This window comes from Streptosporangium sp. G12 (genome assembly GCF_052983175.1).
In genome coordinates, this window is sequence record NZ_JBRIQO010000014.1 from 17360 (window position 1) to 32533 (window position 15174).

Sequence of the window (15174 nt, forward strand, 5' to 3'; positions counted from 1 at the left end):
CGGCGGGGACCGGGCTCAGCCGTACGCCGGTGAGACGTCGGCGGGCTGGAGCAGGTCCCAGCGGTTGCCGTACAGGTCCCGGAAGACGACGACCCGGCCGTAGGGCTCGTTGCGCGGGGCCTCCTCGAAGACGACGCCCGCCGACAGCAGCCGCTCGTAGTCGCGGGCGAAGTCGTCCGTGTGCAGGAACAGGCCGACCCTGCCGCCGGTCTGGTCCCCGATCCGGGCCTCCTGCTCGGGGCCGTCGGCGCGGGCGAGGAGCAAAGCCGTCTCCCGGGCGCCACGTGGGCGGACGGTCACCCAGCGCTTGCCGCCGCCCAGAGGCGTGTCCTCCAGAAGCTCGAAGCCGAGGACGTGGAGATAGAAGCCGATGGCCTCGTCGTAGTCACGCACGACGAGAGTGGTGAGCCCCAAGTAGGACCCCACCGGCGGCCCGGGCCTCTTCAGGGGCCGTCCCCCCGCCGGCAGGCCGGCACGGGCGGTCTCCTGAAGCTTGGTGATCGTCAGGACGACCCGGGCGGCGAGCACGCCCGTGACGATCGGCAGCGGGACGCAGGCGACCAGGGCGATGGTCTCCAGCGCGGTCATTCCCGCGTTCCCGAAAGCCACGAACGCCACCTCCATCACCGTCCACAGCAGCCACGTCAGCCACCACGCCCAGACCAGACCCGAGCGGCGTCCCCGGTAGAGGTCGGTTCCCGGCCGCAGCCCGCCGGGCCGGGAGGTGGTCAGAATGTCGTCGACGAGCCCCTTGGGGACGAACAGGTTGACGAGGGGAGCGAACCACCCGAACACCAGGAACGGCGTGGCGTACCTGTGGAAGACCCCGGGAGAGATCGCGTACGCGTTGCCCCGGGCGCGGAACAGCCAGCATATGAAGGCGATGCCCGCCAGCAGGGGGATGATCGAGAAGAGAAGGACGGCCGGGGAGAGGAGCAGCGTGTACAGGGCGTTCCACTGCCGGACCGTCAGCCACGACCAGCCCTCCCGGGAGACGAGCAACAGCGTCGAGGCGCCGGCGGAGGCGACCGAGCTCAACGCGATCAGGGTGAGGGCGACGGTCGCGTACGCGCGGATCGGCCGCAGAAAGCGAACGGGCGCGAAAAACGCGCTCGGGTAGACGCTCGAGTGCATGGGAGTCCTTCAACGAGGATCAAGGCGGCCAGTATGTCGGATTACGACATAGCGCCATTAATGCTTTTCCGCCTGTCGACGGCCTCCTCCGCCACCGGTGTCTCCCCGGTGGCCGGGGGCGGGGAGTACGCGTCCGTGCCCTGATGCATCATTGGTCCATGACGGCCGGGGACGGGGACGGATGGGCTCGCTGCGATCTCGGGCACCGGCACTGGGGGGTGCACGGCGCGGCCGGCCTGCTCGCCGTCCATCACGACGCCACGGACGGCCCCCGCGTCCTGATGCAGAAACGCTCCGCGTGGAGTCACCACGGCGGCACCTGGGGGCTGCCGGGCGGTGCCCGCGACAGCCACGAGGACACGATCGACACCGCCCTGCGCGAGGCCTTCGAGGAGGCCGCGCTGGACGGCACCGGTCTGCGGGTCCAGGGCGTCTACCTCGACGATCACGGCGGCTGGTCCTTCGAGACCGTGATCGCCGAGGCCGCCGAGCTGCTGCGCGCGATCCCCGCCAACACCGAGAGCGACGACCTGCGCTGGGTTCCCGCCGAGGAGATCACCGCCAAGAACCTCCACCCCGGTTTCGCCGCGACCTGGCCGGTCGTCGGCCTCGCGCTCGCCCCCTCCCTCGTCGTCCTCGACGTCGCCAACATCGTGGGCGCCCGCGCCGAGCACGGCTGGTGGCGGGACCGCGCGGGGGCGGCGGCCAAGCTGCTCGCCGAGGTCGGCGCGCGTGCCGCCGACGGCCGGGTGACCGCGCCCGACCGCGCCCCGGTGCTGGCCCGCTGGTTCCCCAGGCTGACCGCGGTCGTCGAGGGTGCCGCCCGCGACACCGCCCCCGCGCCCGGTGTCTCCGTGATCGCCGCACCGGGCAGCGGGGACGACGCCGTCGTCCAGGCCGTACGGGACGCCCGCCCCTGGGAACGCGTCCTGGTCGTCACCGCCGACCGGGGGCTGCGCGAGCGGGTCACGGAACTGGGCGCCGAGGTCATCGGGCCTCGGTGGCTGCTGGCGCAGGTGTGATGTTCCACGTGGAACATCGACGCGACATCGCACGATGAGAGGCGTGTCCGAGCTTCGCAACCGTCTCGCGCACCCGTGAAGTCACGCGCGGAACGGCTCCGGTTCAGTCAGGTCAGGCCCGGGACGGCTCCGGTTCCGGGATCGGCACCGGTTTCAGATCTCGGGTGGCCCGGTGGAACAGCCAGTAACTCGCCGCGGCGACGGCGAGGAAGAGCAGCCTGGCCGGCCCGGGGATGTCCAGGACGAGCAGGCCGTCGCTGAGCGAGTGGAGCGTGGCCGCCGCGACGAAGGCGACGACGACGGGCAGGGTCACGACCGCGCGCCTTCTGACCTGCCAGGCCCCGAAGGCCACCGCGCAGACCAGGCCGGTCCAGACGAGGTGGCTGAAGGGGGTGCTGAGGCCGCGCAGGAAGAGGACCGTACCCGCGCCCACGGCACCGTCGTGGTTGGCGATGCTCTTCCAGGCGTAGGCCATCGACTCCATGATCGCGAACCCGGTCGCGCAGGACAGGCCGAGCGCGACCCCCGCGGCCTTGGTGAGGTGACGGCCGGTGAGCGCGACCGCGAGGGGCGGGACGAGTTTCGCGGGTTCCTCGATCCAGCCGACCCGCAGGATCGAGGTGCTGTTCTTCTCGGAGATGAAGAGCGCGTCGAAGTAGCCGCCGAGCAGGAGGGCGACGCCTCCGCCGAACAGGAACATGCCCATCAGCGTCATGGGCGGCACGCTGGTGGCGACGTGGATACGGTCGTGGATGGCGAGCAGGAGGGCGAGGGGCCCGGCCGCGGCCCCGTAGAAGAAGGCCGCGGGCAGGAGCGCCTGGTTGCCGGCCGCCTGCATCATGGCGATGAGCGAGAAGGACAGAACGATCAGGGCGATCCACACTTTGAACCATCGATGCCGATAGAAGCGCAAATGGTCTCGCATGGTAAGTAATTCCCCAGTACGTTTGCCCTAGATTCGGGTGATTTGTCGATATTTATCTAAATATCGACTCCGCCACGATGACGGCGCCGATGACCATGAACACCACGGGCACCAGCCACGCCCCCGTCCGCTCCACCAGGGCGATCACCTTCCTGTGCGACCCGAGCCAGGAGGCCGCCGCGCACCAGACCGCGACGAGCACCGCGAACACGGCCACCGTGACGGCGCCGGACGCCGGGCCGATCGTGCGGAGCATCGGGGTGTAGACGGAGATGTTGTCGGCCCCGTTCGCGATGGTCACCCCCGCGATCGAGAGCACGCCCGAGGCGACCCGGGGTGCCCCGTCGTCGCCGTCGCCGTCGCCGTTCTTCCCGGCTCTCCCGGCCTTGACCAGCCCCCACACCCCCATGCCGAACGGCACCAGGCCGAGCAGTCCCACCCAGCGGTCCGGCACCACCGCGAGGCCGAGCGCCGCCGCCGCCGAGACGGCCACCAGCGCGGCGATGCCCGCGTACTGGCCCACGACGATCTGCCAGGGGCGGGGAACGCCCCCCGCTCTGGACGCCAGGAAGAGCACCGTCAGAATGATGATGTCGTCCACGTTGGTACCGGCGAAGACGGCGACGGCCGTACCGATCGTCTGAATCACGCGCGCATTATGTCGGCTCCCCTTCCGGGTGCGCGATGACCGTGGTCAGCCGAGAACCACGGACGTTATGATCACCTTCATCCGCTCTTGCCATTTCCCCGGAGACCGCACGTGGGCTATCCGCCGCAGTACGGCCAGCCGCCGCGGGGCGAGACGGGACGAGGGCTGGTCGTGATGGTCGTCATGGCCATCGGCGTGGCCATCGGGGCCGTCGTCACCGTCTTCATGGTGTTCAACCCTCCCTCGTCGCCACCGAGCGCGGCGACCCCGGCGCGCGGCGGCGAGCACTCGGAGGCCTCGGTCCGCCAGGCCGTCCAACCGGCGCTCGACGCCTACAGCAGCGGGTTGTACGGCGACTTCTGGGACCTGTGGACCACCGAGGCGCAGGGACTGATCGCCCGGGAGGAGTATGTGCGGCTGTTCGAGATCTGCCCCCCGATCCTGCCGAACTCCCCGCTCACCATCGCCACCGTCACGATCACCGGCGACCTCGCCAGGGTCCAGGCGACCCGGCTCGACGACTCGACGGACTTCGACTTCGCCTTCGAGGGCGGTACGTGGCGGTACGAGCCCTCACCCGAGGAGCGGCTCACCTACCAGGCCCCGGTCGACCAGATAGCCGAGCAACGGCGGGCCATGGGGTTCTGCGGCGCGGCCGCCCCCACCTCCACCCCCGGTGCGCCCACCCCCACCCCTCCCACCGACCCCTCCGTGCCCACCGGCCCTTCGGCGCCCGCCGTTCCTACGAATCCCACTGTTCCCACCGATCCCACCGCTCAGCCGCCCGGGTTCCTGTAGTGATGACCTTTGGCCCAGAAGTGCTGCCATAATCGACAATTCACAGCTACTGTCGAACGCATGGCCCACTCCATGCCGGCATGGCGAGACGGCACAGGATCGGAAAAACCATCATCGAATGATCACGATGGCGCCAGACAAGAGTCGGATTCGGTTCCGCTGTGGCTGGCCCATCTCCAGCTCAGAGAAGGACAAAAGGCGATCGGCACGCCGACTTCCGATACATCTATCACCATAGAGCTGGATAAAGCGGATTATGAGGCGCTTTCCCGTAAGGCGCGACTGACCGGAAACCGGGTCGCCGACGTGCTCCACGCGGCCGTCCAGCGAGAGATCGGCAACAAACCTCACGTGATCACCCTGATGCACCGCTGGAACCTGCATCGCGAAGACCTCGACACGGCGGCCGACTCCCTCGGGGTCGACCAGCTCTCCGAGGCGGAGTGGGGCCAGATCGGCATACGCCGTTTCCGGAGGCGCTGAGCCATGCTTCCCGGTCGAGTGCTCGACGTGAGCGCACTGGTCGACATCGCGGTGGCGAAGACCGAATACTCCCGGAGCGTCGCCGCCATGTGTCTCTTCCGTGGCGGCGGGATATGCGTCCCGGCCACCAGCCTCGCGGCCGTCCTGTCCATCTCCCCGCTCTCGACCCAGGAGGAGCTGTTCGAGCTCGTCACGACGCCCGGCGTGAGGATCGACGACTTCACCCACGGGAAGGTGGGGGACATCGCGGAGATCCTCGACGGGTCGCGCGACATCACGGCCGGACACGTCGTCTGGTGTGCCCGCGCCACCCGCTGGCCCATCCTCACCGATCGCGGGGCGGAGCTCATCCAGTACGACCAGAACATCGGGATCGACCCCCTGCCCTAGCGATCTCCGCTCCTGGTGGCCCACGGCGGTCTCGGTGACTACGGCCCTCGCGAGGCCCGGACCGAGGAGGGGGCCGGGCGCCCATACCTTTCCCGTCGAAAATGATGCCAAATATCGTCACGCGCACGATCGATTTTCGGGGCCGAGGCTTTCACACTGGGAGAGTGACATTCCAGACGAGGCGCATCAAGCTAGACATTCCTGACGGACCAGAATACGACCAGGTGCGCGATATGCACGGTCACGCGGTCACGGTGTTCGCGTCCACGGAGATCAACGGTGAACGTTCCCTGAAAATCGGCAGCCGGACTTTGCTGCTGAGGAAGGTGGGGGTGGACGAGGACGACGAGGGACCGATGGACGTCTATCGAGCCGAGTCGATTTCGGAGCCCTCTTACTGACGTTGTGGCGGTGCGTCACGGAGGTACACCGCGAGGGATGTCCGGGTGGGATGTCCGGGTGGGGGGGCGCGCGGGAATACGCCGTTCCAACGGGGGAACTCGTGAGGGAAACGTGCACGCCCGTCCAGCGCGGGCCCGTCCAGCACGAGGAGCCCCGAACCGATGCGCATCACCTTCGCCACCGAAGCGGCACCCGGCAGACAGAACGCGGACACCGGCTGCACCGGAAACGCCAGGAACGCCGGAAACGCCGGAAACGCCGGAAACACAGCGGGCAACGACGACAACGAGGACTTCTTCGGGGCGACCCCGGACGCCTTCGTCCTCCTCGACGGCGCGGGCACCCCGGCGGGGGCGGAGTCCGGGTGCGATCACGGCGTCAGCTGGTACGTCCGTTCCCTGGGCTCGACCCTCCTCGCGGGCATGACGCAGGACACCGGAACGCTCACGGAGATACTCGCGAACGGGATAAAGGCCGTCGCCTCCCTCCACGACTTCGTCTGCGACCTCACCCATCCCGGATCACCCTCCGCCACGGTGGTGATGGTCCGCCGTACGGCGGGCGACCTGGACTTCCTCGTCCTGGCGGATTCCGTCCTCGTCCTGGACGTGACCGGCCAGGCGGAGCCGACGGTCGTCTGCGACGACCGGGTGGATCAGATCGGCAGGGCGCACCGGTCGACCATGGACGGCCTCGCCTACGGAAGTTCCGAGCGTGTCACCGCGCATCGGGAGTACGTGGAGGCCATGCGGGACCACCGCAACCGCGAGGGCGGTTTCTGGATCGCCGCCGTCGACCCGCTCACCGCCGAGCAGTCGCTCACCGGCACGCTCCCCTCCCACGGGGTGCGGGCGGTCGCCCTGCTCAGCGACGGAGCCTCCCGGCTCGTCGATCGGTTCGAGCTGGCCACCTGGCGTGAGGCCCTCGACACCCTCGAACGGTCCGGCCCGGGAGAGCTGATCCGCCGGGTCCGCGAGGCGGAGCACACCGACCCCGAGGGCTCCCGCTGGCCCCGGACGAAAATCCACGACGACGCGACGGCCGCCTACTGCCTGTTCGGCTGATCCCCGGCCCGCCGGCCCGCGTGGCAGGTGATCATCCGATGCCCCTCACCCGGACGGCGCCGGGCCGTCCAGATGGTGGAACAGCTCGTGCGCCGAACCGATGCTCGCGCGCAACGCCTGCTCCAGCTCGTCGGCCTCGCCGGTGAGATGCCCGATCTCGGGCATGCTCAGGCCGTCGGCCCCCGACTCGGCGAGCAGTTCCTCGTAGCGGGGCAACCGCTCCACCAGCGCCTCGATCTGGCCACGGGCCCGGTAGGCACGTTCGGCGTCGGCGACATGGGCCGCGTAACGCTCGAGCGCCTCGACCCTCGCGGTGACGGCGCTCTCGCTGCCGGCGAGCACGCGCTCCAGCGGCTTCATCGCGGCCGCCACCTCCTGGGCGACCCCGCCACGCATGAGATCGCGGTGTTCTCCACGCAGGGAGGACAGCTTGGCCAGCAGGCGTGCGACCTCCCATTCCTGCGGCGGCAGCATGACGGCGTTCCGTACGTCGTCGAGCAGTCCCTCGGCGTTGACGCGCGATCGCAGGACGGAGTCGACCGCCAGCCGCGCCCGGCCGAGCAGGCGGCTCGCGGCGGCGTCGAAGTCGTCGGGGAGAAGGTAGGAATCGCGGTAGCGGTGCGCGAGCTCGAACAGTTCCTGCTCCGGGCTGTCGCTCTCCTCGGAATCCCTCGCGGCCCTGATCGCCGCGAAAACGAAGTACGCGAGCATGACGAGCAGCAGGATTCCGAGCCCGGCCCCTTTTTCGAAGGAAAGCACCGCCAGAAAGCCGACCGCCGCGAACATACCGGCGACGGCCGGGAGAACCGCGGATCTCCTCGGCGGATTCTCCAGCGGCCTCCAACCTGCCCGTATGCGTTTGAGCAGGGATGGATTCGCGCGAAACAAACCCGCGACCTCGGGCGACAGCCCGGGATCGACCACCACACCGGGCCGCTGCCTTCCTGAGCCTTCCAGATCCCACCGTCCTTCCTTCCGGTGGTCATTGTAAGACCCGGAAGCCCGATGACATATGAATCCCCGGCCGGGAGACGAAGAACATCGGAACAGACCGGAAGCATGAGAATCGATGGTTATTTCACGTCGCACAATGACTGTGGACACATAATGAGATTATGGTGCAGACCGATAATCGCGGAGAATCGACGCGTCTCATGGCGCCGGTTCCTCGCCGCTCGCTATGACCGATCAGCGCGCGTCCGGCGAGCCTGTTTTCCTGAGATCTCCGTGAGAGCGAGGGCCCAGGGGTGGCCCTCCCCGCTCTCGTCTCCGGTGTCGGCCGGGTCGGACTCGGAAGCGCTGGGCAGGACACGGACGCCTTCGGCCCGGAGTCCTTCGACGCTCCGGCGGAACGGCGCGCGGGTGGCGAGAGCGTCGTTGACGAAGGGCAGGACGACCACGGGGATGCCGAGGCCGGGGGCTTCGGCGAGGAGGCCGAGGGCGTAGGTGTCGGCGATGCCCTGGGCGAACTTGTTGACGGTGTTGTACGTGGCGGGGGCGACGATGATCGCGTCGGCTCGCGGGGGCTTGGGCTCGTCCGGTGTCCGGTACCGGCTGCGGACGGGGCGTCCGGTCTGCCGTTCCAAGGCGGGGACGTCGACGAAGTCCAGCGCGGACGGGGTGGTGACGACCTGGACGGTCCAGCCCTCGTCCTGGGCGAGGGTGACGAGACGGCCGACGTCCCGGGCGGCACCGGCCGCGCACACGATGACCTGAAGAAGCCGGCCGGACTCGTTCACGCGATCACTCCCGGGGACGCGGGTGGGTTCAAGGGGTCAGCGGGTTCACGATTCCACAGGGCCGCACCCCGTGAGATCAACGGGTTCTCTCCGCGAGGAGATCCTTCGCGGCCTGCGACGCCTTGGCGGGGGATCCGGCGTCGAACGGCCGAGAAGCACGTCGTCGAGCGGCGCCCGGCTCCCAGGACCTCCCGGGACGAGCAGCACGTCACAGGAATCGATCCCGGCGAACGCCGCGCTCACGGTGAGAGCCGGGACCGGCGACGTGCCGTCCCGCGCCCCGGAAGGCGCCTTGACGGGCGTGACGGACGGTGGAGACTTGTCCGGTGGTCAAAACACTACGTCCCCAGAACTACAACGAAGCGATCTACGTCGGGCACTTCTTCCGTACCGGCGTACCGGTGGTGATGGACCTCACCGCGCTACCGGACGACGAGGCGAAGCAGTTCGTCGACTTCGCCGCCGGCCTGGTGTTCGGCAGAGGCGGGGACATGGACCGCCTGTCACCCAAGGTGTTCCTGCTGATGCCCCGTGGACTGGGCAATCGGGTACCGGTCGCCGAAGAGGCGCCGTAGGCGGGTGACGTGCCGGTGGTGCGGCGGGTCGACCGCTCCCCGGAAAACGCCGGGCGGTCGTCGTACACGGCCCGCGCCGGTGTCCTTCGCCCTGCACAAGAGCCGGTCATGACGAAGAGCCGGTGGTGTCGTCTCCGGCCTGGGTCGAGGTGGCGGTGGCGGACGTGGTCGACGCGTGGCGGTCGTGAGCCGAGAACGCCGGTTCGCGGGTGGCCGCCCGGCCGGGTCGAAGGCCGGTTCTCACCGGGGTGAGCCCAACATGCCATGCTTTTCGTCTCATGCGGTACCGGTGCCGGGAAGCAGGGCGGATGCGAGTCCAATGGTGGTGGTCGGTGACTGCGTTGCTCGTGCTTCTTCCCTCGGTCACGGCCTGGTTCGGCAGCGAGGTCATCGCGAGCACCGGCCTCTTCCACTACGACTTCCACGTCATCGACGGGATCGGGATCTTCCCTCTGTCTCAGGGCCTCGGCATCGGCTACCTGGGCTCCGTCGGCATGGACGTCATGCAGGTGCTGTGGAATGCCGAAATCATCGTGCTGGCCTTCGCGCTGCCCGTACCCATGGTGGCCGTGGCGGCCCTGCTCCGGCGAAGGTGGCGGGATCGAACCACCCTGGTCCTGGCGGTCGTCCTGGCAGCTCTCGCGGTGGTCAATCTCGCCGCCAACATCGTCGGCCCCTGGTCGGACCTGACCCACTGCCCGCCGGCCGATTACCTGTCGCTCCCCAGCTGGTACTCCTGCTACCGGAACGGCACAGGTGTCGGCATCCCGCCTTTCTTCTACGGTCCTGCTTACGCCTTCGCCGCCTACGTCCTGATCGAGATCCATCGTCGTAACCTCACCGATGTGCCTCATCGCCCTGAGGCGCAAAGCGGCGTTGACGTCGTTTCCTGACGTTCGCCCCGCGGACGGGACTCCGTGAAACACGCCCCTGTCTCGGATTCGGTGGTGACAGAACGTTCTGATACGCCGGTCGGTGCGCAAGAACTGACGTTTTCGGGTGCGGCCTCTCCTTTCATCGGAGAGGCCGCACCCGTCCCCTTCGCCGGTCGGGCTTCAGGGGCTGTTTCACCCGCCGGTCAGACCACGGTGCAGGCGATGCCGTTGAGGGTGAAGGCGGTCGGTTCGGTGGTGTTGCCGGTGTGGTTGGCCTGGAAGCCGATGTCGATGGTCGCTCCGGGGGCGAGCGTGCCGTTGTGGCTGACGTTGCGGGCGCTCACCTGACCGCTGGAGGGCGAGTAGGTGGCGTTCCAGCCCGAGGTGATGGACTGGCCGGAGGGCAGGGTGAAGACCAGCGTCCAACCGTTGATCGTCGAGGTCCCGGTGTTGGTGATGCTGATGTTGGCGGTGAAGCCGTTGTTCCAGGGGCTCATCGCGTAGGCGACCCGGGGCCCGGTGCCGGGCGTCGGGGTGGGCGTCGGAGTCGGGGTGGGACTCGGGGTGGGGGTCGGGGTGGGGTTGGAGCCCAGGCTGGTCACGAAGGTCATCACGCTTCGGGCGGGAAGCGTGACGGTGAGGGAGCCGTTCGACATGGTGGTCGCCCCCTGGGGCGCGACGTTCCTGCTCGCGTCGGTCAGCCAGGACGAGACACTGGATGATCCGGTGCTGTTCGCCACGGTGAACTGCTGACTCACCGCGGAGGTGCCCTTGTTGACGGCGACGATGACGACCGAGGAGTCACCGCCCCGGTACGCCGAGACGTAGACGTTCGACGCCGGGTTCGCCGTCGCGTCGACCCGCACGTATCCGGGGCGGACGAACCTGGCGAAGTGCGCCATCATCGCGCCACGCTTGCTGATCTGGCCGTCCTCCCGCATGGGGCCGTAGCTGCGCCGGATGTACCACCAGATGTACGCCTGGAACTCGGCGTCCACCATGGCGCGGTGGATGTGCTCCCCCACGTCGAGCGCCTGGGGCCAGGTGTCCGCCGAGTCGGTGCTGTTGGGGAGGTAGACCTCGGTCATCCAGAGTTCCTTGCCCGCGCCCTTCTGCTTGAAGAGGGGGTAGGGGAAGTTCGAGAACTGCGTGCCGTAGAGGTGAGCGCCGAGGATGTCCATGTTGGCGAGCGCCACGGGGTCGTTGAGGATCGGGTCCGAGATGTTCTTCAGGTACTGGAAGGACTCGGGCGCGATGACCCTGGTGTTGATCGAGCCGGCGTTCTCCCGCATGAACCGGAGGATCTCGGCGGGAGTCCACCACGTCCAGTCATGCGCGTAGTCGGGCTCGTTCTGCACTGATATGCCGTACAGGTTCACCCCGTTGTTCCGCATGTGCGTGCTGAAGTCGTTCAGGTGCTGGGCGTAGGCCCCGTACATGTTGGACCTGAGGCGTTTCGCATTGGTCTGGCTGCCGCGGACGAAGGTCTCGACCATGCCGGCGGGGGGATTCCACGGCGACGCGATGACCGTCGCCCCGAGCTCGATCGCGCGCCTCGCCGTCGCCACATCGCGGCTCCAGTCCGCCTGGTTCTCGGGGACGGGAATCCTCAGCACGGAGAACCCGAGCCGGCCCTCGCCGGTGCCGAACGCCGTTTCCCGCTGGGCAGCCGTCAGGTCGCCGATCCAGGACGCGAAGGTCATGCCGCCGAAGCCCCGGATCGTCTGCCGTTGCGCCGACGGATTGATGACCGCCGTGGCGGCCACGGCCTCCGAGGCTCCCATGACCGTGGTCGCGGCCGTGAGGACCGGCAGGGCCCCCATCGTCGTCAGGATGGTTCTCCGGCTCAGCGGCTTTCGCTCGCCGCTTGCGGGCTCATTCTGATCTTGCGTCATGTCTCGTCCTTTTGCCCGTTGGTGCTGATCCGCGCCTTCTGAGTCCCGTCGGCCCACTCGGCGCCGGTCCCCGGCGTCGTCATGGGATGAACGTTGATCGTGTTACCGCTAACATGAGCGGCTGCTATCGGCTCCCAAAATTGTTGGCGTTAACATTTCCCGCTACGAACCGGCGTGCGGGTGCGACGGCGAGGTGGACCACTCAGGTGGTCGCGCGGAGGGGTGACACTCCAGCGGAGTGTGGTTCCGTCCCGGCGGCCGGGTCAAGCACGAGGCGGGCCGGCGAGCAGGCGAACTGCGTGAACCTCTCGTCGAGCCGTGAAAATTTCAGGTCAGGAACCCGCGGCCCCGCGCCGGTGCCGCGGGCGGGGACATCGGCAGTCATGTGAGCCGCCACCTCTCGCTCGACCATCCTGAGAGGGTCGTGGCCGTTCACCGTACCGACGCGTACCGAACGGCGATGACGGGCTGAGCGCGCCGGCACGGCGTCGACGGCGGCCCGGTTGTCGTACCCGTGCCTTCCCCACCGGCTCTGGCCACTGTTGACGCCGAAACGGGCTGGGCCGGTCACAACGTGGCGTCCTCCCAGTGCGGGGTGTGCGATTCGATGTCCTCCGGCACACGAATCCGCCCGTTCACGAGAACAAGGGACGCGATCTCGGTGCTCTCGTGAAAGCGCAGGTAACCGATGAAGGATTCGACACCGCCGGCATGTGCGTCGGCCGAGCACCGGCCGAGCCAGTCCAGCAGTGTCCGGAGCCGGTAGAAGTCGTCGGGATGGAGCTCTTGGCGTACCGTCAGCGCCCAGCCGTCCGGTCGCTCTCGCGCGACCAACTCGGCGACAAGCGCGCCTCCCACTCGCCGGGCGGCGCCGCGCCGCGCGAACACGGGCTCCGCCTCCGCGTCCTCCCACTCGCAGTCGGGGTCGTCAGGATCACCGAGTGGATAGGTTTCCACGTACCTGTCAGTGCCGATCGGCAGTCGCTCAGGTCGTGGCCCCTGTCCCACATGCCACCGCAGCTCGGCGAGCTCGTCGTCGGTGACATCAGCACGGATGTTCACCGACAGTACGAATTCGTAGATGTCCGCCATCGGCACACCGTACCGTCGCGACACCCTGAAAGATCATCTTGAGGGGCTACGGCGGGGCGGGGCGGTTCGAGGGCCGGATCACGAGTGCGGTTCCGGCGACAAAAGTGATCGCGGCCGTCGCGAGGAGGGACCAGACCACGGGCCGATACCATTCGGGGCCTTCCGACACCGACAGATGAACCGGCTCCCCGTTGCCATGGACGAACGGCCCCAGCGCCACGGTCGCGAGCAGCACCGTCATATACGGCACGACCGCCACACCCGCCAGCGTCGCCGCCGTCACGTGCGCCCCGTTTCCGCCGCGTGCCGCGCCGATGGCGACCGCGCAGGCCACCAGCGCGGCCACGGCCAGCAGCGCCGCGTACACCCAGGCGTCTCGAACGGACAGGTCGAGCAGGCGATCGGCGGTGCCGGGATCGTGGACGAAGCCGCTCGCCGCGTCCGCTCCCTCGGCGACGGTCTCGCCGAGCGCCGCCTTCCTCGCCTGAGCGATGCCCGCGAAGTTCAGTGCCGCCACCGCCAGGGCACACGTCGCCGTCACGGCCATGAACCCGGCGGCGAGAGGGCGGGCGGACGCGGGCCCGCCGGTCGTTCTGACCGACCATCGAGCGATCAGGATGAGCACGACCATGTGGACAGCCGCCGCGAGCGCGATCACCACGGTCCGGGCGGGCGCGTACCAGTACGGGTGGACGGCCCGCAGCGCCTCCCCGTAGGGGGCGGTGAGCCTCGGCTCGGGCAACGGCTGGAACCACAGCGCCGCGCCGAGCCCGCACAGGTAGGGAGCCGTCACCACCCCAGCCCAAAACGACATGGCGACCGACCGGCGCCTCCAGGCGAACCAGGCCAGCGTGCCCAACGTCCCCGCGGCCACCGCGATGAACAGCGCGAAGGCGGTGGTCCGCCCCGCGGCCTCCTCCCTGACCCGCCGCACCTTCTCGGCCAGGCCACCATCCGAGCCCGCCACCCCTTCGATGTCCGGCCTCGCGTCCGGCAGCCGTGCGGCCGCCGATCCCAGCTCGGCAGAGGCGAGTACGTCGAGCACCACCACGGCCAGGCCCCACATCATGACGAGAGCCAGCACGACCATGGACACGACCAGGCCGCGGTCACGTCCGTCCGCGAAAGTCTTCGGCGCCATGGCCACCTCTGGATCTCAGGTCGTGTCCCGATGGGGGACCAAAGTATCCGTCATATGGGGAAGATTCCGATATCACCGATGTGAGGGTGGCTTTCCTGATCGCCGGAACCTGTCGGTGCCGGACCACGCCGTACGAGTTGTGCCAAGCCCGGAGGGCGGGGCGTCATCCGCGCACGCTCCGGCCGGACGGCAGTCCGGCAGTTCACGAGACCTGTCGAGGGCCGATCCGGCAGAACGGCGATGAAAGGAGTCGGCAGCAGCGGCTCGATGACCGCCCACAACTCGTCGCCGAGTGGGCGGGCCGCAGCAAGGCCACACCCGCCCCGTCTACGACGTGGCGATCGGCAAGCGCAGCAACGGCACCGCGGTCATCGTCTCCACCGGAGAGGACGGGACCGTACGAATCTGGGATCTCGACACCGGAAAGTCTCTGGGTAAGCCACTCAGATCCGGGCACGATCTCGTACACGCGGTGGCGACGGGCAGGCGCGACGATGGCACTCCTGTCATCGTCTCCGGTGGTGAGGGGCGTATCAGGGCGGCCTTCCATATCTGGAATCTGGACACGGGAAAGCTCATCGGCAGACCGATCAGAGGGCATTACTCCGGTGTCATGGACATAGAGGTCGCCAAGCGTGGCGACGGCACACCCGTCTTCATCACGGGCAGCACCGACGGCAGAGTGCGGGTGTGGAAATCGACGAGGTGAAGGCGCGGAAGCCTCCGAAGGTCCGGGAGGTCCTGGATCGGCGCGTGGCGGTCGATCCGGTTCAGGCGCGCGAACTGCTCACCGCGGTGACCTGCGTGAGCCGTCTCGACCGTGGTCGGCACCTGCGCGACTTCTTCGTCTGCCTCTACTTCGCCGGTCTCCGCCCGGCCGAAGCGCTCGGGCTCCGCAAGCATGGCTGCCGCCTCCCGGCGACACGCGGCGGTGTCCCGGTGGCTCGACGCCGGGGGCGGCTCCCGACGTGGCGGAGCAGGCGGGGTCGG

General features: G+C 68.7%; 17 protein-coding genes. 9 read left to right on the forward strand and 8 right to left on the reverse strand.

Annotation, left to right across the window (positions count from 1 at the left end):
• Window positions 1-15: 15 nt before the first annotated feature.
• The gene (locus tag ACVCAG_RS21520; RefSeq protein WP_440085250.1) at window positions 16-1134 is read right to left on the reverse strand and encodes a DUF4328 domain-containing protein; all 1119 of its coding nucleotides are present in this window, start codon (window positions 1132-1134) and stop codon (window positions 16-18) included.
• 158 nt (window positions 1135-1292) lie between these two features.
• Between ACVCAG_RS21520 and ACVCAG_RS21525 the strand changes: the two genes are divergently transcribed.
• On the forward strand, window positions 1293-2156 hold the full coding sequence (locus ACVCAG_RS21525) for an NUDIX domain-containing protein (protein ID WP_447190190.1): 864 nt from the start codon (window positions 1293-1295) through the stop codon (window positions 2154-2156).
• A gap of 112 nt (window positions 2157-2268) precedes the next feature.
• On the opposite strand, the gene ACVCAG_RS21530 is transcribed toward ACVCAG_RS21525, so the two are convergent.
• Window positions 2269-3081 carry a PrsW family glutamic-type intramembrane protease gene (locus ACVCAG_RS21530; protein ID WP_440085252.1) on the reverse strand — a complete coding sequence of 271 codons (813 nt, stop codon included), beginning with the start codon at window positions 3079-3081 and terminating at the stop codon, window positions 2269-2271.
• 52 nt (window positions 3082-3133) lie between these two features.
• On the reverse strand, window positions 3134-3730 hold the full coding sequence (locus ACVCAG_RS21535; RefSeq protein ID WP_440085253.1) for a cadmium resistance transporter: 597 nt from the start codon (window positions 3728-3730) through the stop codon (window positions 3134-3136).
• 111 nt (window positions 3731-3841) lie between these two features.
• Between ACVCAG_RS21535 and ACVCAG_RS21540 the strand changes: the two genes are divergently transcribed.
• The 5 genes from ACVCAG_RS21540 to ACVCAG_RS21560 all read left to right on the forward strand — a co-directional run bounded on the left by ACVCAG_RS21540 (window position 3842) and on the right by ACVCAG_RS21560 (window position 6867).
• Window positions 3842-4528 carry a hypothetical protein gene (locus tag ACVCAG_RS21540; RefSeq protein WP_440085254.1) on the forward strand — a complete coding sequence of 229 codons (687 nt, stop codon included), beginning with the start codon at window positions 3842-3844 and terminating at the stop codon, window positions 4526-4528.
• Between the two features lie 60 nt (window positions 4529-4588).
• On the forward strand, window positions 4589-5011 hold the full coding sequence (locus tag ACVCAG_RS21545; RefSeq protein WP_440085255.1) for a hypothetical protein: 423 nt from the start codon (window positions 4589-4591) through the stop codon (window positions 5009-5011).
• A 3-nt stretch (window positions 5012-5014) separates the two neighbouring features.
• Complete coding sequence (locus ACVCAG_RS21550) at window positions 5015-5401, forward strand: hypothetical protein (protein ID WP_440085256.1); 387 nt, start codon at window positions 5015-5017, stop codon at window positions 5399-5401.
• A gap of 164 nt (window positions 5402-5565) precedes the next feature.
• Window positions 5566-5802: a hypothetical protein gene (locus ACVCAG_RS21555; RefSeq protein WP_440069583.1), complete on the forward strand. Its 237-nt coding sequence runs from the start codon at window positions 5566-5568 to the stop codon at window positions 5800-5802.
• A 162-nt stretch (window positions 5803-5964) separates the two neighbouring features.
• On the forward strand, window positions 5965-6867 hold the full coding sequence (locus tag ACVCAG_RS21560; RefSeq protein ID WP_447190191.1) for a protein phosphatase 2C domain-containing protein: 903 nt from the start codon (window positions 5965-5967) through the stop codon (window positions 6865-6867).
• Between the two features lie 45 nt (window positions 6868-6912).
• Here ACVCAG_RS21560 and ACVCAG_RS21565 read toward each other — a convergent pair whose 3' ends face one another.
• Both ACVCAG_RS21565 and ACVCAG_RS21570 read right to left on the reverse strand, forming a co-directional pair.
• Window positions 6913-7653, reverse strand: coding sequence for a hypothetical protein (locus ACVCAG_RS21565; protein WP_440085258.1), 741 nt, complete (start codon window positions 7651-7653; stop codon window positions 6913-6915).
• A 392-nt stretch (window positions 7654-8045) separates the two neighbouring features.
• Entirely contained in the window at window positions 8046-8606 is a 561-nt protein-coding gene (locus ACVCAG_RS21570; RefSeq protein WP_440085259.1) for a flavoprotein, read from the reverse strand.
• A gap of 326 nt (window positions 8607-8932) precedes the next feature.
• Between ACVCAG_RS21570 and ACVCAG_RS21575 the strand changes: the two genes are divergently transcribed.
• Both ACVCAG_RS21575 and ACVCAG_RS21580 read left to right on the forward strand, forming a co-directional pair.
• Complete coding sequence (locus tag ACVCAG_RS21575) at window positions 8933-9181, forward strand: cell division protein SepF (RefSeq protein WP_362688623.1); 249 nt, start codon at window positions 8933-8935, stop codon at window positions 9179-9181.
• A gap of 332 nt (window positions 9182-9513) precedes the next feature.
• The gene (locus ACVCAG_RS21580; RefSeq protein WP_447190192.1) at window positions 9514-10074 is read left to right on the forward strand and encodes a hypothetical protein; all 561 of its coding nucleotides are present in this window, start codon (window positions 9514-9516) and stop codon (window positions 10072-10074) included.
• A 185-nt stretch (window positions 10075-10259) separates the two neighbouring features.
• Here ACVCAG_RS21580 and ACVCAG_RS21585 read toward each other — a convergent pair whose 3' ends face one another.
• The 3 genes from ACVCAG_RS21585 to ACVCAG_RS21595 all read right to left on the reverse strand — a co-directional run bounded on the left by ACVCAG_RS21585 (window position 10260) and on the right by ACVCAG_RS21595 (window position 14184).
• Entirely contained in the window at window positions 10260-11879 is a 1620-nt protein-coding gene (locus tag ACVCAG_RS21585) for a cellulose binding domain-containing protein (RefSeq protein WP_447190193.1), read from the reverse strand.
• A 639-nt stretch (window positions 11880-12518) separates the two neighbouring features.
• Window positions 12519-13043, reverse strand: a complete 525-nt coding sequence (locus tag ACVCAG_RS21590) for a hypothetical protein (protein WP_447190194.1) — start codon at window positions 13041-13043, stop codon at window positions 12519-12521.
• A gap of 46 nt (window positions 13044-13089) precedes the next feature.
• On the reverse strand, window positions 13090-14184 hold the full coding sequence (locus tag ACVCAG_RS21595) for a hypothetical protein (RefSeq protein WP_440085263.1): 1095 nt from the start codon (window positions 14182-14184) through the stop codon (window positions 13090-13092).
• Window positions 14185-14476: 292 nt separating this feature from the next.
• Between ACVCAG_RS21595 and ACVCAG_RS21600 the strand changes: the two genes are divergently transcribed.
• Window positions 14477-14893 carry a WD40 repeat domain-containing protein gene (locus ACVCAG_RS21600; protein WP_440085264.1) on the forward strand — a complete coding sequence of 139 codons (417 nt, stop codon included), beginning with the start codon at window positions 14477-14479 and terminating at the stop codon, window positions 14891-14893.
• The last annotated feature ends 281 nt before the right edge of the window (window positions 14894-15174 follow it).